This window comes from Arthrobacter sp. TS-15, assembly GCF_006964045.1.
GTDB lineage: Bacteria > Actinomycetota > Actinomycetes > Actinomycetales > Micrococcaceae > Arthrobacter.
In genome coordinates this window covers 12,677-29,063 of record NZ_SDXQ01000022.1, presented here as the reverse complement: position 1 = coordinate 29,063, position 16,387 = coordinate 12,677, and the positions used below count along the sequence as shown (strand labels likewise).

Below are 16,387 nucleotides of genomic sequence, written 5' to 3'. Positions count from 1 at the left end.
TCGCCATGACCACTCTTGCCTCACCCAAGAACGGCAGCCGGCGTCGCCCGCTCAGCCGCCCCTTCAACTGGCGCCGCGCCATCGCCCTGACCCTCCTCGCCCTGGCCGTCGCCGTGAGCATCCTGCCCTTCTACTGGGTACTGCGCACGGCCCTGTCTTCCAACGGCTCCCTCGCAGCGAACTCCGCCAACCTGCTGCCCGCCGACTTTAATCTTGGCGCGTTCAAGCGGGTGTTCGGCCTCCAAAGTGCCGCCGACGCTATCGCAGAAGGCGGCTCGGGTGCTTCGATCAATTTCTGGCAGTACCTTTGGAACTCGCTGCTCTTTTCCGGCATCACTACAGCCTGCGCCGTGTTCTTCAGCTCAATGGCCGCCTATGCCTTCTCCCGGCTCCGGTGGAAAGGCCGCGACGCAGTCTTCTCGCTGTTCCTGGCCACCATGCTCGTCCCGCCGATCTTCACTGCCCTCCCCAACTTCCTGCTCATCAAGAACCTGGGCCTGCTGAATTCCATGCTCGGACTCGTTTTGCCCTACTTGTTCATGACCCCGTTCGCGATCTTCTTCATGCGCCAGTTCTTCCTGAACATGTCCAGGGAAGTTGAAGAAGCTGCAATGCTGGACGGCGCCAAGCACTGGCGGATCTTCTTCCAGATCATCATGCCCAACGCCGCTGCCCCGATTGCCACCCTGGCGCTTCTGACCTTCATGGGTCAGTGGAACGAATACTTCTGGCCGCTGCTCGTAGGCACGTCCGAGGAATCCAGGGTGCTCACCGTGGGACTGGGAGTCTTCAAATCCCAGTCGCCGCAAGGCGCACCGGACTGGTCCGGGCTCATGGCCGCAACGCTCGTGTCCGCTACGCCCGTGCTGATCCTCTTCGCCATCTTCGGCAAACGGATTGTCAACTCCATCGGCTTCAACGGCACCAAATAGCTCTTTCTCTTTCCGCACGCAGAAACCGGCCTGTGCCGGCTCGCACCCCTCCCGTCCCGAAAGGACCAACCATGATGAAAAAGAAGGCAGTCGGCGCCGTCGCCGTCGCAGCAGCCGCCGTCCTCGCACTCTCCGCCTGCGCCGGCGGAAGCTCCGGAGGAGACGCCGCCAAGGGCGAGATCAGTTATTGGCTCTGGGACGCCAACCAGCTCCCTGCCTACCAGCAGTGCGCCACGGACTTCACCAAGGCCAATCCGGACATCACCGTCAAAATCACCCAAACCGGTTGGGACGACTACTGGTCCAAGATCACCAACGGCATGGCCTCCGGCACTGCACCTGACGTCTTCACAGACCACCTCTCCAAGTACCCGGAGTTCCTCAAGACCAAGCAACTGGTGGCCCTTGACGACAGCATCGCCCAGGACAAGATAGACCTTTCCCAGTACAACGAAGGCCTCGCAGACCTCTGGGTTGGCCAAGATGGCAAGCGCTACGGCCTGCCCAAAGACTGGGACACCGTGGCTTTGTTCTTCAACCAGAAGATGGCCACCGACGCCGGCATCACCCCTGAAGAGATGGGCTCCCTGACCTGGAACCCGAAGGACGGCGGAACGTACGAGAAAGCAATCGCCCGACTCACTGTGGACAAGAACGGCAAACGCGGCGACGAAGCAGGCTTCGACAAGAACAATGTTGCCGTTTACGGCTTGGGCCTGCCCGGCTCCGATGCCGAGAACGCCGGCCAGACGCAGTGGAGCTACCTCTCCGCTACCACTGGCTGGACCACCACCGACAAGAACCCGTGGGGCACCCATTTCAACTACGACGACAAGAGGCTCCAGGACACCATCGACTGGTGGGCCTCTCTCGCCGAAAAGGGCTACATGCCCAAACTTGAAACCACCGTTGGCGCCAACGCCGCCGACAGCTTCGGAGCAGGCAAAGCAGCCATCAACAGCAACGGTTCGTGGATGATCGGCCAGTACACCGGCTACAAGGGAATCGACCTCGGCATCGCCCCCACACCGCAGGGCCCCGACGGCAAGCGTGCCTCCATGTTCAACGGCCTGGCCGATTCCGTGTGGGCTGGTACCAAGAAGAAGGACGCCGCCATCAAGTGGGTGGAATACCTCGGCTCCACCGCCTGCCAGGACGTTGTGGCCTCCAAGGCCGTGGTCTTCCCGGCCATCAGCACCTCCTCCGAGAAGGCTGCAGAGGCCTTCAAGGCCAAGAACGTGGATGTCAGCGCCTTCACCCAGCATGTGGCGGACAAGACCACCTTCATGCTTCCCATCACGGACAATGCCTCCAAGGTTGCGGGAATCATGAAGCCTGCTGTGGACGCGGTAATCGCCGGCAAGGCCCCGGCGAGTTCGCTGACAGCCGCGAACGAACAGGTCAACGCGCTCTTCAAGTAGAACGCCTCTCATCACTCATAGACTCAACTCGAGTAGATCCCGTTGCGAGGCCCGCTCTGCGGGTTATAAACCACCCGAATCCCGCGGAGCGGGCCTCGCAACACACGTACCTGCCCCGCCTCGGGGCGCATCGACACTGAAAGCGACCCACCCTTATGCAACCGCTCCACCTCCGTTCCGCAGGTACCAGCTTGGTCATCAGCACCCATCGCGGAGAGGCTGAGATCATCCACTGGGGAGCCGATCTGGGCGACACACTGCCTGACCTTGCCATCCTCAACGAGCCCATTCCGCCGTCGTCCATCGACGCTAACGTCCCGGCGGGGCTCCTCCCCCAGGCGTCGTCATCGTGGCAGGGCAGGCCAGGACTTCGCGGGCACCGCTTCACAGACGGCGTGCCGGGCTTTGATTTCTCAGTACGCCTGCGGGTTGTGAGTGCGACGGTGAATGGCGGCACAGCGGTGATTGTCCAAGCGGACCCCGACGCCGGCATCACCGTCACGTCCACCCTCACCTTGCACCCGGGCGGGCTTCTCGAACTGAAGCACACGGTCAGCAACCACGGCACGTCGCCTTTCCAAGTAGACGAACTGGCGACGATGCTCCCGGTGGCGCCAGACGCCGTCGAACTTCTGGACCTGACCGGCCGCTGGTGCCGCGAGCGGCATCCGCAGCGCAGGACCATTCAGCAGGGGACCTGGGTCCGCACGGGCCGTCACGGCCGCACCGGTCATGACTCGTCGCTGCTGCTCGCCGCTGGAACTGCCGGTTTTGGGAACAGGCACGGCAAGGTGTGGGCGACGCATCTGGCCTGGAGCGGGAACCACGAGCAGTTTGCGGACAGCATTGCCGATGGCCGCACCATGGTGGGCGGCTCCGAGCTGTTGGGACCTGCCGAAGTGGTGCTGCAATCCGGGGAAAGCTACACCACGCCGGCACTGTTTGCCGCATACTCTGACCGCGGTTTGGACGGGATTTCGGAGGCCTTCTACGCCTGGTTCCGTTCGCGGCCACACCATGTGGGGGCAGTTTCCGGTAAGGCCCGCCCAGTAGTCCTCAACACCTGGGAAGCGGTGTACTTCGACCACAACCTGGACACCCTGATCGAGCTGGCTGAGTCGGCCGCCGACCTTGGGGTTGAGCGCTTCGTGCTCGACGACGGCTGGTTCCGCGGGCGCCGTGACGACCACGCCGGGTTGGGCGACTGGTACGTGGACGAAACCGTATGGCCTGGCGGTCTGACGCCTTTGATTGATGCCGTGACCAGCCGGGGCATGGAGTTCGGGCTCTGGGTGGAGCCGGAGATGGTGAACCTGGACTCCGACATCGCCCGGGCACATCCGGAGTGGATCGTGGGGCCCTCAGCCACGTCCTACAAGGACGGTGGCAGGCTGCCTCTTGAGTGGCGGCAGCAGCACGTGATCGACCTCGTGAATCCGGACGCGTGGCAATACATCTACGAGCGCATGGACACTCTTCTGCGCGAGAATAACATCAGCTACCTCAAGTGGGACCAAAACCGGGACCTCCTGGAACATGGCCACGCGGGCCGGGCTTCGGTACACGAACAGACCTTGGCGGCGTACCGGCTGTTCGATGCGCTCCGAGCGGCACACCCCGGGGTAGAGATTGAAAGCTGCTCCTCCGGCGGCGCCCGCGTGGATCTTGGAATCCTGGAGCGGACCGACCGCATCTGGGCATCGGACTGCAACGACGCCTTGGAACGGCAAACCATCCAACGCTGGACCGGCATGGTGGTTCCGCCGGAGCTGGTGGGCGGGCACATTGGGCCCACAACATCGCACACTACCGGTCGGACGCACGACCTCTCATTCCGTGCCATCACGGCATTTTTCGGTCACTTCGGCATGGAGTGGGATGTCCGCTCCGTCACCGGGGCGGAACGTCAGGAACTCAAGCGCTTCATCGGCCTCTACAAGGAACACCGCGGACTCATCCACAGTGGACGGATGGTGCGCGCCGATGTGCCGGACGAGTCGCTGATGGTGCACGGCGTGGTGGCAGACGAGTCCGACGGCGGCACCCCGGTGGGTGCCACGGCGGCGCTTTTCGCTGTGGTGAAGACACGGACGGGCTTTACGGAAAAGCCCGGGCGCGTGGCAATTCCGGGGTTGGATCCTTCGCGTGCATACCGTGTGGAAGCCATCTTCCCCTCCCCGGGTGACGCCGACCACGGGCACACGTTCATTGAGGCCAAGCCGGCACCCTGGCTGGCGTCCGGGGCCGAAGCAACGGGTCGGTTCCTGGCCGAGGTAGGCCTTCCGATGCCCGTCCTGAACCCGGAGCACGCCATCCTGCTGCGGTTCACGGCCCTCTGACCCTCGCTCACATCCCCCGGGCTAAAACCGAACCCTCTCTCACATCCACAGACAAAAAAGCCGCCCCGGCGAAACCGGGGCGGCTTTTTTTCGTAGCTGTTTAGCGTGAGCGCTGGCGGAGGCGCTGCATGTCCAGGATCACCACGGCGCGGGCTTCCAGGCGGAGCCATCCGCGCTGGACGAACTCGGCCAGTGCCTTGTTCACGGTTTCGCGGGAAGCGCCCACCAGTTGGGCCAGTTCTTCCTGGGTCAGCTCGTGGGCAACCAGAACGCCGTCGGTGGCAGGACGCCCGAAGCGGTCCGCCAAGTCCAGGAGGGCCTTGGCAACACGGCCCGGGACGTCAGAGAAGACGAGGTCGGAGAGGGAGTCGTTGGTACGGCGAAGGCGGCGGGCCAGAGCCTGCAGCAGCTGCGCGGAAACCTCGGGACGCGTGCGGAGCAGAGCGTTGAGGCTCTCATTCTTGAGGCCGGCCAGTCGGGTTTCCGAAACGGCGGTGGCCGTGGCGGTACGCGGGCTGGGATCGAACAACGCCATTTCGCCGAAGAGCTCACCCGGGCCGAGGATGGCCAGAAGCGACTCGCGGCCGTCGGGGGACGTGCGGCCGAGCTTTACCTTGCCGGAAACGATGAAGTAGAGCTGGTCACCCTGATCACCTTCGCGGAACACCGACGCTCCACGTGAAAGGTCCACCTCGGTGAGTTCGTCCGTCAGCAAGCGGAATGCGTCGTCGTCAAGGGTGGCGAAGAGGGGTGCGCGGCGCAATACCTCGATGTCCATGAAATCTCCTGAATATAAGTTTCGGTCGTGGCGCTCAGGCCATTGTTTCAGAATTTTTAAGCTTCTGTGACGTACTTGGCACGTGAAACGCTGAAATGGCGCGGATTTCGGGGCATTCGACCCACTCTGAAGCCTCTCACATCGGACTAAACGGCCCATATCGTGATCGGACTAACGGTTGGTTGTCAGGGTGGACACCTAGAATTGGCGCTACCCGGCTATGAGGAGCATTGGTGTTTGGCTTGACGATATTGGATTTGGCATTGATTCTGATGCTGCTGTCCTACCTGATCTATGGCCTGCGCAATGGCTTCATGGTCACACTTGGTGGAATCGCAGGATTCGTCATTGGTGCCATTGCCGCGTTCATGGCAGTTCCGCTCGTCAGCGGCTGGGTGACCGACAGCGGCTGGAGGTTGACCGCCACGGTGGGCGCCGCCGTCGTGCTTATTGCTTTGGGGCATGGCTTGGGCACCATGATCGGGCGTAAAGTCCGCCACGCCGTGCGGATCAAGCCGCTGCATGCGGTGGACCGGTTGATCGGCGGCGTGGTGAGTGTGGTGGTGGCGGCGCTGGTGATGTCCATGCTGGCCTTCAGCATCAGCTCTCTGGGTGTGCCGTTCGTTTCGCAGCAGTTGGCCGAGTCCCGCGTCATTCGCTACATCGACAACCTGACGCCCACGCCCGTCAAGAGCACCATGGCTCAGCTGCGGTCCACGGTGATCGGTGACGGAATACCTAAGCTCATCGAGGGCATCGGGCCTGTCACACCGGTGCCCGTTCCCAACGAGTCAACCGACACACCTGCCCTGAACCAGGCTGCGGATTCCGTCCTCAAGATCGCCGGCACCGCATTCGAGTGCGGGCAGAACCAGACCGGATCCGGATTTGTTGTCTCGCCCGGGCGCGTCGTCACCAACGCGCACGTTGTGGCGGGCGTGTCGCAGCCTGTTGTGGAAGTGCCCGACGGCGGCGCGTTGCCGGGTCGGGTGGTTTACTTCGACTCCCAGCGGGACATCGCAGTGCTGGCCGTGGACGGACTGCAGTCCAGCCCGCTGACCTTGAGTGCCGACCTGCCCGCAGGCAGCTCTGCCGCTTTCGCGGGATACCCGCACGGCGGTCCCTTCCAATCCAAGCCGGCCACTGTCCAAGGCATTTCAACCATTCTGGTTCCGGACATTTATGGCAACAATCCTTCGCCTGAGCTGGTCTACAGGCTGGCAGGCGACGTTCAGCCGGGTAACTCGGGCGGTCCGCTGCTGACCACGCAGGGACAGGTGGCCGGCCTGATCTTCGCCAAGACCACCACCGACGCCGCTCTCGGCTTCGCGCTCACCATGGCGGACCTGGAACCCGTGGCTGCGCAGGCTCCCGGTCTGAGCAGTCCTGTATCGGCCGGCCAGTGCACCCGCAAGTAGCCAACGCCCTCTCACATCACGCGGCTGTTTGGACGTCGCTCTCTCACATGGTGACTGTTTTCAGGGCACCCTCGCTCACCCTGTGGGCACAATTCCCGCGCACTCCCGCACCGCTATAGATTGGGAGTCATGACTGAAGCCTCTCCTGCCACCGAAACCGGTCGCGGCACCATCCTTGTGATCAACGGCCCCAACCTGAACCTTCTGGGCACCCGCGAACCGGAGAAGTACGGAACGTCCACCTTGGCTGACGTGGAGCAATTGGCCATGAAAGCTGCGGCCGCCCATGGATTCACTGTTGACTGCGTTCAGTCCAACCACGAGGGCGACCTCCTGGACGCCATCCACGCAGCGCGAGGCACCGCCGTCGGAATTGTGATCAACGCTGGCGGCTACACGCATACTTCCGTGGCCCTTCGCGACGCCTTGGCGGCTGTGCAGCTGCCCGCCGTCGAGGTGCACATCACCAACGTGCACCAGCGTGAAGAGTTCCGCCACCATTCGTACCTGTCCGGCGTGTGCAACGCGATCATCGTGGGTGCGGGGGTTCTGGGCTACAAACTGGCCATCGATTACTTGGCTGACTCGATATAACGACTTTGCCGGTGAGAGAGCGTCCGGCTCAAACCCGAGGGACGTGAGAGAGCGACCGGCTCAAACCCGAGGGATGTGAGAGAGCATCGGAAGGCCTAGCGTTCGCGCTGGGGCTCCCCTGCCACGGTGCGGGCTGCTTCGACCTCAAGCATGAGGATGCCACCCTCATCCACCAGTTTCGCCTGGTACACGTGCGCTTTGCGCTTGTAGCTCAGGTAGGCGATACAGCCGTTGGCGTTGGCCATTTTTTCGAGCATGATTTCCGAGCCCGGCACCAGGAGCTGGCCGAGCTTGAGGCCCACAGTATTCTCCTGGCCTATCTCATCACCAAGTGCTGAGGTGTCCCGCAGTGCAATGGCTTGGGAGGCACACACCCAGCGGCCCCACACACCCTTGCTGCCCAGGATGCTGGGCTGCTGGTTCACCGGGACAGTGGCGGCAAAGTACCGGGTGTTGAAACGCGCGTGCGCAAAGTCCGGGCTGAGCCAGTTCACCAAGGGTTTCAGGAGGTCGGTGCGGAGGGACAGCCCGCGCTTGGTAAGCATCTCCGTGAAGGACTTCTCCTGGGCGGCCACGGCTTCGCGGGCGCGCATCCAGTCAATGGTGGAGTTCGATTCGACCGTGGAAGAAGCGTCAGGGCCTGCGAGCAGGACACCCGTTTCTTCGAAGAGTTCGCGGATGGCGCCCACCACGTGACGGCGGGCGAGTCCGACGTCGTCCGTTCCCATCTGCTCAGCCCAATGCTGAGGTGACGGGCCCAACCAGCCGACGGGGTCGTCGTCGGACGGGTCCAAAGAACCGCCCGGGAACGCGACAACGCCCAACGGCGAGGAACCCGGCCTGTATCCAAGCCAGGTTTCCAAGCCGGTGGGCGAATCGCGCAACAGCACAACGGAGGAGGCGTAGCGGGCGGCCCTGGGGGTCCGTTCGCCAAGCTCAAGCCAGTTTTGTGCTGCCCCTTCGAGTTCCGGGGGCAGTACAAACAGACGGCGGGCAAGCTGTGGCACGTGGGTGAACCGGTTCCTTAGCTGAATTCAGCGATGAGCTCGACTTCAACGGGAGAGTCGAGCGGCAGGACAGAAACGCCGACGGCGGAGCGTGCGTGCTTGCCGGCGTCACCGAATACCTGTCCCAGGAGTTCGGACGCACCGTTGATCACGCCGGGCTGTCCGGTGAAGGTGGACTCGGAGGCTACGAAGCCCACAACTTTGACGATGCGGGTGACGCGGTCCAGATCGCCGATGACGCTCTTGACTGCAGCGAGGGCGTTGATGGCACAGAGAGCGGCGTAACGTTTGGCGTCTTCCGGGTCAACAGTGGGTTCGTCGGACGTGCCCAACTCGCCGAGGGACACCTTGCCCGTAGCTTCGAGTTTGCCGTTAATAAAGGGCAGCTGGCCGGACGTGTAGACGTAGTTACCGGAAACGATTGCGGGGACGTAATCAGCCACCGGCGCGGCTACCTCAGGCAGGGTCAACCCGAGCTCGGCCAGACGCTGCTCAACAGCAGACGTGGGGGCGCCGGATTCCGCGGCAGACGTGGTTTCTGCGGGGGTTGTCATGATTACTGCTTCTCCCTCTTCAGGTATGCTACGAGACCTTTGCCATCGGGTCCACCGACGACCTGGACGAGCTCCCAGCCGTCCTCGCCCCACTGGTCCAGGATCTGCTTTGTAGCGTGAATAATGAGCGGAATCGTGGCGTACTCCCATTTGGTCATGACAGAAAGCCTAGCCCTTGCCGGTAAAGTGGAAAACATGGTGACTCGCAAGAACCCACTATTCGACACTGCCACCACCCTCGGAAAGATTCTAGGCTTCCTTGGTGTGAGCGCGATTTGTGGCGTCCTGGTCGCGGGCCTTTTGGTCCCCGCCGCCGCCGTTTCGGGCAGTGCCGCAAGTGGTTCAATTCAGTTCTTTGACACTCTGCCGGCGGAACTTCAGGTGGATCCGCCCAGCCAGAACACCACCATCCTGGCGAAGGACGGTACGCCGATCGCCTCGATCTACGCGGAGAACCGGACCAAGGTTCCCTTGGATTCGATGAGCCCGTTCATTAAGGACGCTGTCATCGCGATCGAGGACAGCCGTTTCTATGAGCACGGCGGCATCGACACCACCGGCATCATGCGAGCCATCGTCAGCACCGCCCGTGGCAACAAGCAGGGCGCGTCCACCATCACGCAGCAATACGTGAACAACGTCATCAACGAGTCCCTGGTGGCGTCCGACCGCGAAGAAGACGTCAAGCTCAACGGTGGCGGCAAGGGCGTGGGCGACAAGCTCCGCGAAATGAAGCTCGCCATCGCCCTGGAGAAGAAGTTCTCCAAAGAGCAGATCCTCGAGGGCTACCTCAACATCGTCTTCTTCAACCGTGACGCTTACGGAATTGAAGCTGCCTCAAAGTTCTTCTTCAGCACCACTGCCAAGGACCTCACTCTTCCGCAGGCGGCCCTCCTGGCCGGCCTTGTGAACAGCCCCTCTGCGTTCGATCCGATTGCCAACCCGGATAACGCCAAGGTGCGCCGTGATCTTGTGCTGGCAGCCATGGTCAATCAGGGCAAGATCACCCAGGCACAGTACGACGAAGCTGTTGCCACCCCGGTCACCACGCAGGTCACCCCGGCGCGCCAGGGCTGCGCCTACGCCACCATGGCGCCGTACTTCTGTGACTACGTGCTGCACCTGCTGTTCAACAATCCTGCCTACGGCGATACCCAGGAAGAACGCATCAAGCGTGTCCAGCGTGGCGGCCTCACCATCCAGACCACCCTCGACCCGACAGCACAGAACGTAGCTCAGCAGCAGGTTGACGCGACGGCGGGCGCAAACCCGGACAAGTGGGGCGCCTCGATCGTCTCCGTCCAGCCCGGCACCGGCCAGATCGTCAGCATGGCGCAAAACACTGTGTGGCTGCCTCAAGAGGGCAAGTTCGATCAGACGCAGAACTTCAACGTGGACGTCCTCGACGCCGACGGAAATGACCTCAATGGCATTGGCGGGTTCCAGCCCGGTTCAACCATGAAGCCCTTCACGTTTGCCCAGTGGCTGAACGAGGGCAAGTCGATGAACCAGAACGTCAACGCGGCCCAACGTAAATACGGCGTCAACTTCCCTTGGAAGAACACCTGTCCTACACCGACGGACGGCTTCTATGACGCCAACGTGCCGGGCAGCTTTGACCTGCAAAACTCGGACTTGGGCTACTACCGGAACATGACTGTCCTCTATGGCCTCATGAACTCCATCAACACCGCGACTTTTGCTTCAGCTGCTCAGGTTGACCTCTGTGGCATTCAGGGAATTGTGGACGCCACCGGCATCCACGGCGGCCTTCCCACGCGTGACAATACGGGCAAGGTCACGGATCCCAACCCCCAGGTTCCCATGACACGGTTGTCAAACCTCATTGGCGCAACGCAAACGGCTCCGCTCACCATGGCTGCAGCCTTTGCAACATTCGCAGCCGACGGCAAGTACTGCGAGCCGATTGCCATCACCTCGGTGAAGGACCAGTCCGGAGCTCAGCTTCCTGCCCAGTCTTCCAGCTGTAAAGATGCCGTAAAGCCTGAAGTGGCCCGCGGCGTTGCTTACGCCATGGGCAAGGTGCTGGATGAAGGTTCCGGCTCTTTGATCCGTCCGGCCCTGAACTCCAAGAACTTCCCGGTGGCTGCAAAGACGGGTACCAACGACACCAACGGCTCCACCTGGGTAGTGGGCTACACCTCAGGTTTGGCAACGGCCTCCTGGTTCGGCGATCCTTTGGCTGATCAGTCGCGCTACGGACGCAACCTGACCATCAACGGCAAGTTTTACCCCTCAATCGACGGTTACATGATCGCCGGTCCGCAGTTCACCAACTACATGTTGGCTGTGGCACCTGCGTACGGAACCAACCCGTTCCAGCAGCCGCCATCGAACCTGCTCGGTACGGCTCCCGCGCCGCAGCGGAACAACTCCCCGTCCAACACGCCGTCAACAGCGCCCAACCGGGCCCCGCCCTCCGGTAACGGCAACAACGGGAACGGTAACAACGGCAACGGCAACGGCAACGGCAACAAGAACTGACCATGACCTTCAGTGATTCATTGGCAAACCGCGTCCGCACCGTCGGGCGCGGTTTCGCCGTCACTGCTGCCGTCGGCGCAGCAGCAGGTGCAGCGGCCGCCGCTTACGGCTGGTGGGAGAAGGACCAGTTCGAGGTCCGCCACGAAACCCTGCCCATCCTTCCGGAGGGATCCGGGCCGCTCCGGGTCCTGCACCTGAGCGATATTCACTTCGTCCCAGGCCAGGAAAAGAAGACGCAGTGGCTGCAATCGCTGGCAGACCTCAAGCCTGACCTTGTGGTCAACACGGGTGACAACCTTAGCCACGCCAAAGCCATCGACCCCCTGATCCAGGCACTTCGACCACTGCTGGAGTTCCCCGGCGTATTCGTACCGGGCTCCAACGACTACTACGGCCCGCGAATCAAGAACCCGGCGGGTTACTTCCGCGGTCCTTCGCGGATGCGAACCGACCCCATCGCCCTTGACTGGCCCAAGCTCCGCTCGGCGTTCGGAATGGGCGGCTGGATCGACCTCACCAACCGCGCCCAGTCAGTGGTGCTGAACGGTTTGCGATTCGATTTCTCGGGAGTTGATGATCCGCACCTGGGCCGTGAACGCTATGCTGGCTGGCCCCGCGGAACGGTCAACCAAGACGCCCGCCCCCACCTGAAGGTGGCCGTCATTCACGCTCCGTACCAGCGTGTGCTGGATCACTTCACCGAGGCCGGAGCAGACCTGATCCTTGCCGGCCACACACACGGCGGCCAGATCTGCATCCCCGGCTACGGGGCGCTGGTGGCCAACTGCGACCTTCCTACGTGGCGCGCCAAAGGCCTCCACGATTGGGAAAGCGATAGCTTCACGACGCCGGTAAACGTCTCCGGCGGTATCGGCACGTCTCGCTTCGCACCGGTCCGCATCGCCTGCCGCCCGGAAGCCGTGCTGCTGACGCTCACGCCGCGCAATTAGGTACCCCGCAGCCAAGCCAGGGGATCATTACGATCCTCAATAACTGGGTCAAACATTTCACCAACGTTGCGTTGTCCTGTGAAACGAATCACGCCATGGCATAGGGTAGTTGCTACGGGAAACTACCTCCGCACCATCTGAAGATCCAGCTGTTGAGAAGCGGGCATGTCCAAGCAAACGTCTTTCTTTACCTCCGTCGGCCGCCTGTACCCTCATGTGCGGCCTATCCTCCCCCGACTCTTCATGGGGCTCATCTGCGCCCTGCTGGCGAGCATCGTCGCGCTGACCATCCCGCAAGTGCTGCGGGTCCTGGTCAACAACTCCCTGCAGCCCGGCGGTTCCACGGACGCCGTCTGGATTGCCGCCGTCGTGATTCTTGCCTTGGGCATCGCTGAAGCCGGGCTGGTGGCCTTGCGCCGGCAGTTCGTCATCAACCCCGCCACCACGGTGGAAACCCGGATGCGCGTGACCCTTTACGGCCACCTGCAACAGCTCACCGTGGCGTTCCACGACCGCTGGGGTTCCGGTCAGTTGCTCTCGCGCGCCATGACGGACCTGAGCTTCCTGCGCCGCTGGATGGCGTTCGGCGCCATCATGTTGGTAGTCACCACGCTGACGGTGATCATCGGCGTGGGTGTGATGTTCTCCATGAGCTGGCAGCTGGCGCTGATCTTCCTTGCAGCGGCCGTGCCGATCATGATCAACTCGTTCCGCTTCCGCCGCCGCTTCAGTTTGGTCACCCGCCTCAGCCAGGACCAGGCCGGCGACCTCGCCACCACCGTGGAGGAATCCGTCCACGGCATCCGCGTCCTGAAAGCTTTTGGGCGGAGCCGTGAAGCCCTGGAGAACTTCAACGGCCAGGCTGAGGAACTTCGTCAGACCGAGATCGCCAAGGCGAAGCAGCAAGCCGGGTTCACGCTGGTGGTCACCTTGCTGCCGGAGCTGGCGCTGGGCGTCGGTCTGGTGGTGGGCATCATGCTTGTGGCTAACGGACAACTGAGCATCGGCGCGCTGGTGGCGTTCTTTGCCACAGCCGCGGTGGTGGCCACTCCCGTCGAGTTCTCGGGCATGCTGCTGGCCATGGCGCTGACCGCCAAGACCGCGTTGGACCGCCACTTCGAGGTGATGGACACGGAAAACACCATCACCTCCCCGGACCACGCCACGGTTCCGGAAACCGTGAAGGGCGCCTTGCGCTTTGAGCACGCAGGTTTCGGGTTCGACGACGGCGGTACCCTCCTGCACGACGTCACCCTGGACATCCGCCCCGGCGAGACCATGGCCCTGGTGGGCATTACGGGTAGCGGCAAGAGCGCCCTGCTCCAGCTGGTCCCCCGGCTGTATGACGTGACCTCGGGTGCGGTGACGATCGACGGCGTGGATGTCCGCGACTACGACATCGACGAACTGCGAAAGATCGTTGCCGTGGCGTTCGAAGACACCACACTGTTCTCCAGTTCGGTGCGGGACAACGTCCTCCTGGGCGCCCCGAATCCCAGCGACGCTGCCCTGGACGAAGCCTTGGACGTGGCACAGGCGCAGTTCGCGTACTCGTTGCCGGACGGCGTGGACACCTTGATCGGCGAGGAAGGTTTGAGCCTGTCCGGCGGCCAGAGGCAGCGGATTGCCCTAGCCCGAGCCATCGCCGCCAAGCCCAAGGTGTTGGTCCTTGACGATCCTTTGTCCGCCCTCGACGTGAACACGGAAGAACGCGTGGAAGCCCGTTTGCGCGAGGTCCTCCGCGAGACAACCACACTGATCGTTGCGCACCGACCTTCCACGGTGGCCTTGGCGGACCGGGTGGCCTTGCTCGAAGGCGGAACCATTACCGCCGTCGGAACCCATACGGAACTGTTGGCCGAGAACGATCACTACCGCTATGTCATCGCCAGCCTGGACGCCGGCCCGAAGGACCTGGACACCGAACTGGACGAGCTCGAAGAAGCTGAGGAGGCCCGCCGATGAGCGCCGCAACTTTTGGCACGGCCAACGAGGACAACACACACCTCACCAAAGCGGACAGCAAAGCCGTACGACGCCGGTCGCTCACCTTGCTTGCCTCGCTCATCCGTCCCGTACGGTTGCGTTTCTGGCTGACGATTGCCATGGTGGTGGTCTCGCAGCTCACCCGGGTTGCCGGGCCCGCGCTGATCGCCTTCGGCATCGACAACGCCCTTCCCGCACTGCAGGCCGGCGACAACGGACCTTTGGTGCTGGCCGGTGCCCTGTACCTGGCGGCTGCGATCGCCACGGCTGGAATGACCGCACTGTACGTGACCTCCACTGCCCGGCTCAGCCAGGCCATGCTCCTGGATCTGCGCGTTCGGGTTTTCCGGCATACCCAGCGGTTGAGCCTGGAGTTCCACGAGACCTACACCTCCGGCCGCATCATCGCCCGGCAAACGTCGGACCTTGAGGCGTTGCGCGAACTGTTGGATTCCGGTGTGAGTTCCCTGGCGTCCGGCCTGCTGTTCATGGTGTTCACCGCTTTCACCATATTTGCGCTCGATTGGCGCAGCGGATTAATTGTCCTGGCAGCCGGCGTGCCCATGTTCTTCCTGGCCCGCTGGTACCAGAAGCATTCGCAGATCGCGTTCCGTGAATCCCGCGTGGTGTCCGCGCGCCTGATCGTGCACTTTGTGGAGACCATGACCGGTATCCGTGCGGTGAAGGCGTTCCGCAAAGAGCGCGAGAATGCGTCCCGGTATGGCGAGTTGGCTGAGGACTACCGCAAGAACACCGTCCGCTCCATCAACCTGAACGGCATTTTCCAGCCGGGCTTGGTGCTGATCGGCAATGTTTGTGTGGCCGTGGTCCTGCTGTTTGGCGGCTTCCGCGTGCTGAGTGGGGACTTGGCTGTCGGCGTCCTGCTGGCACTGATCCTCTCCACTAAACGCTTCTTCCAGCCGGTGGACCAGATGGCCATGTTCTACAACTCGTTCCAGAGCGCCCAGGCAGCGCTGGAAAAGGTGTCCGGACTTCTTGAGGAAATACCTACTGTCCGCCCGCCGAAGAACCCTGTGCCGTTGAAGAGCTCACGCGGCGAAATCGACTTCAAGGGCGTGGAGTTCGGCTACAGCGACGGCAAGGTGGTGGTTCCCAAGCTGGACCTGCACATCCCTGCCGGGCAGACTGTTGCGCTGGTTGGCCAGACGGGAGCGGGCAAGTCCACGCTGGCCAAGCTCGTGGCACGCTTCTACGATGTCACCTCCGGTGCGATCACCCTTGACGGTGTTGATCTCAGGGACCTGTCCACCACGGATCTCCGCCGTGCAGTGGTGATGGTGACGCAGGAAGCTTTCCTCTTCAGCGGCTCCGTGGCGGACAACATCGCCTTGGGCAGGCCCGAGGCGTCGCGGTCCGAAATCGAGGCCGCCGCTGCAGCAGTGGGAGCCCACGAGTTCATCATGAGCCTCCCCGAAGGCTACGACACAGACGTCAACAAGCGCGGTGGCCGGGTTTCTTCGGGTCAACGACAGCTCATCGGCTTCGCCCGCGCCTTCCTGGCCGCACCGGCTGTGCTGATCCTGGACGAGGCAACGTCATCCCTGGACATCCCTTCTGAGCGCATGGTCCAGCAGGGATTGTCCAAACTGTTGGAGGGAGTGGCCGGCGGAAGGGGAGCTCGGACGGCGATCATCATTGCCCACCGCCTTTCCACAGTGGAGACGGCGGACAGGGTCTTGGTGGTCCACGACGGACGCATTGTGGAGGATGGAACCCCTGCTGAACTGATTAGCGGTGGCGGACGGTTTGCCCAGTTGCATGGGGCGTGGCGGGACTCGCTGGTGTAGCGTTCGCAGCGTCGCAGCTGTGACGAGCCACACCGGCTCCTCGATTTCGCATCACGGGACGTTTCGGCTATTCTTGAACAGTTGCTTTCGCAGCG

Annotated in this window: 13 protein-coding genes; 9 read left to right on the top strand and 4 right to left on the bottom strand. The window is 62.6% G+C overall.

Annotated elements, in window-relative coordinates:
• Positions 1-5: 5 nt before the first annotated feature.
• The 3 genes from EU811_RS08420 (at position 6) to EU811_RS08410 (ending at position 4,692) form a co-directional block, all read left to right on the top strand.
• Complete coding sequence (locus EU811_RS08420; protein WP_142938031.1) at positions 6-932, top strand: carbohydrate ABC transporter permease; 927 nt, start codon at positions 6-8, stop codon at positions 930-932.
• A gap of 71 nt (positions 933-1,003) precedes the next feature.
• Complete coding sequence (locus tag EU811_RS08415; protein WP_142938030.1) at positions 1,004-2,353, top strand: ABC transporter substrate-binding protein; 1,350 nt, start codon at positions 1,004-1,006, stop codon at positions 2,351-2,353.
• 155 nt (positions 2,354-2,508) lie between these two features.
• Positions 2,509-4,692 carry an alpha-galactosidase gene (locus tag EU811_RS08410; RefSeq protein ID WP_142938029.1) on the top strand — a complete coding sequence of 728 codons (2,184 nt, stop codon included), beginning with the start codon at positions 2,509-2,511 and terminating at the stop codon, positions 4,690-4,692.
• A gap of 100 nt (positions 4,693-4,792) precedes the next feature.
• Here the strand turns inward: EU811_RS08410 and EU811_RS08405 are convergent, their stop codons facing one another.
• Positions 4,793-5,470, bottom strand: coding sequence for a Crp/Fnr family transcriptional regulator (locus EU811_RS08405; protein WP_011775987.1), 678 nt, complete (start codon positions 5,468-5,470; stop codon positions 4,793-4,795).
• A gap of 233 nt (positions 5,471-5,703) precedes the next feature.
• Here EU811_RS08405 and EU811_RS08400 point away from each other — a divergent pair, with 233 nt between their 5' ends.
• Complete coding sequence (locus tag EU811_RS08400) at positions 5,704-6,888, top strand: MarP family serine protease (RefSeq protein ID WP_142938028.1); 1,185 nt, start codon at positions 5,704-5,706, stop codon at positions 6,886-6,888.
• A gap of 129 nt (positions 6,889-7,017) precedes the next feature.
• Positions 7,018-7,482 (top strand): type II 3-dehydroquinate dehydratase, encoded by a 465-nt coding sequence (gene aroQ, locus EU811_RS08395; protein WP_142938027.1) that lies wholly within the window; start codon positions 7,018-7,020, stop codon positions 7,480-7,482.
• 95 nt (positions 7,483-7,577) lie between these two features.
• Here the strand turns inward: aroQ and EU811_RS08390 are convergent, their stop codons facing one another.
• The 3 genes from EU811_RS08390 to EU811_RS08380 are packed head-to-tail and all read right to left on the bottom strand — an operon-like array spanning position 7,578 to position 9,201.
• Positions 7,578-8,489, bottom strand: coding sequence for an NUDIX hydrolase (locus tag EU811_RS08390; protein ID WP_142938026.1), 912 nt, complete (start codon positions 8,487-8,489; stop codon positions 7,578-7,580).
• Between the two features lie 17 nt (positions 8,490-8,506).
• On the bottom strand, positions 8,507-9,043 hold the full coding sequence (locus EU811_RS08385) for a RidA family protein (RefSeq protein ID WP_142938025.1): 537 nt from the start codon (positions 9,041-9,043) through the stop codon (positions 8,507-8,509).
• Positions 9,044-9,045: 2 nt separating this feature from the next.
• Positions 9,046-9,201, bottom strand: a complete 156-nt coding sequence (locus tag EU811_RS08380; protein WP_011775990.1) for a DUF4177 domain-containing protein — start codon at positions 9,199-9,201, stop codon at positions 9,046-9,048.
• On the opposite strand from EU811_RS08380, the gene EU811_RS08375 reads away from it, so the two are divergent.
• From EU811_RS08375 to EU811_RS08360, 4 genes are all read left to right on the top strand, one after another.
• A complete protein-coding gene (locus tag EU811_RS08375; protein WP_142938024.1) occupies positions 9,200-11,548 on the top strand; it encodes a transglycosylase domain-containing protein in 2,349 nt (782 codons plus the stop codon). The two genes, EU811_RS08380 and EU811_RS08375, sit on opposite strands and share 2 nt — an antisense overlap.
• 2 nt (positions 11,549-11,550) lie before the next feature.
• Positions 11,551-12,498, top strand: a complete 948-nt coding sequence (locus tag EU811_RS08370; RefSeq protein WP_142938023.1) for a metallophosphoesterase — start codon at positions 11,551-11,553, stop codon at positions 12,496-12,498.
• 165 nt (positions 12,499-12,663) lie between these two features.
• Positions 12,664-14,463, top strand: coding sequence for an ABC transporter ATP-binding protein (locus tag EU811_RS08365; protein ID WP_142938022.1), 1,800 nt, complete (start codon positions 12,664-12,666; stop codon positions 14,461-14,463).
• Positions 14,460-16,292, top strand: a complete 1,833-nt coding sequence (locus EU811_RS08360; RefSeq protein WP_142938021.1) for an ABC transporter ATP-binding protein — start codon at positions 14,460-14,462, stop codon at positions 16,290-16,292. The genes EU811_RS08365 and EU811_RS08360 overlap by 4 nt, the downstream gene beginning before the upstream one ends.
• The last annotated feature ends 95 nt before the right edge of the window (positions 16,293-16,387 follow it).

Excerpts from the sequence above, each read along its gene's own strand:
- EU811_RS08420 (WP_142938031.1), top strand. The coding sequence starts at position 6 with ATGACCACTCTTGCCTCACCCAAGAACGGCAGCCGGCGTCGCCCGCTC.
- EU811_RS08415 (WP_142938030.1), top strand. The coding sequence starts at position 1,004 with ATGATGAAAAAGAAGGCAGTCGGCGCCGTCGCCGTCGCAGCAGCCGCC.
- EU811_RS08410 (WP_142938029.1), top strand. The coding sequence starts at position 2,509 with ATGCAACCGCTCCACCTCCGTTCCGCAGGTACCAGCTTGGTCATCAGC.
- EU811_RS08405 (WP_011775987.1), bottom strand. The coding sequence starts at position 5,470 with ATGGACATCGAGGTATTGCGCCGCGCACCCCTCTTCGCCACCCTTGAC.
- aroQ (WP_142938027.1), top strand. The coding sequence starts at position 7,018 with ATGACTGAAGCCTCTCCTGCCACCGAAACCGGTCGCGGCACCATCCTT.
- EU811_RS08385 (WP_142938025.1), bottom strand. The coding sequence starts at position 9,043 with ATGACAACCCCCGCAGAAACCACGTCTGCCGCGGAATCCGGCGCCCCC.
- EU811_RS08375 (WP_142938024.1), top strand. The coding sequence starts at position 9,200 with ATGACAGAAAGCCTAGCCCTTGCCGGTAAAGTGGAAAACATGGTGACT.
- EU811_RS08380 (WP_011775990.1), bottom strand. The coding sequence starts at position 9,201 with ATGACCAAATGGGAGTACGCCACGATTCCGCTCATTATTCACGCTACA.
- EU811_RS08370 (WP_142938023.1), top strand. The coding sequence starts at position 11,551 with ATGACCTTCAGTGATTCATTGGCAAACCGCGTCCGCACCGTCGGGCGC.
- EU811_RS08365 (WP_142938022.1), top strand. The coding sequence starts at position 12,664 with ATGTCCAAGCAAACGTCTTTCTTTACCTCCGTCGGCCGCCTGTACCCT.
- EU811_RS08360 (WP_142938021.1), top strand. The coding sequence starts at position 14,460 with ATGAGCGCCGCAACTTTTGGCACGGCCAACGAGGACAACACACACCTC.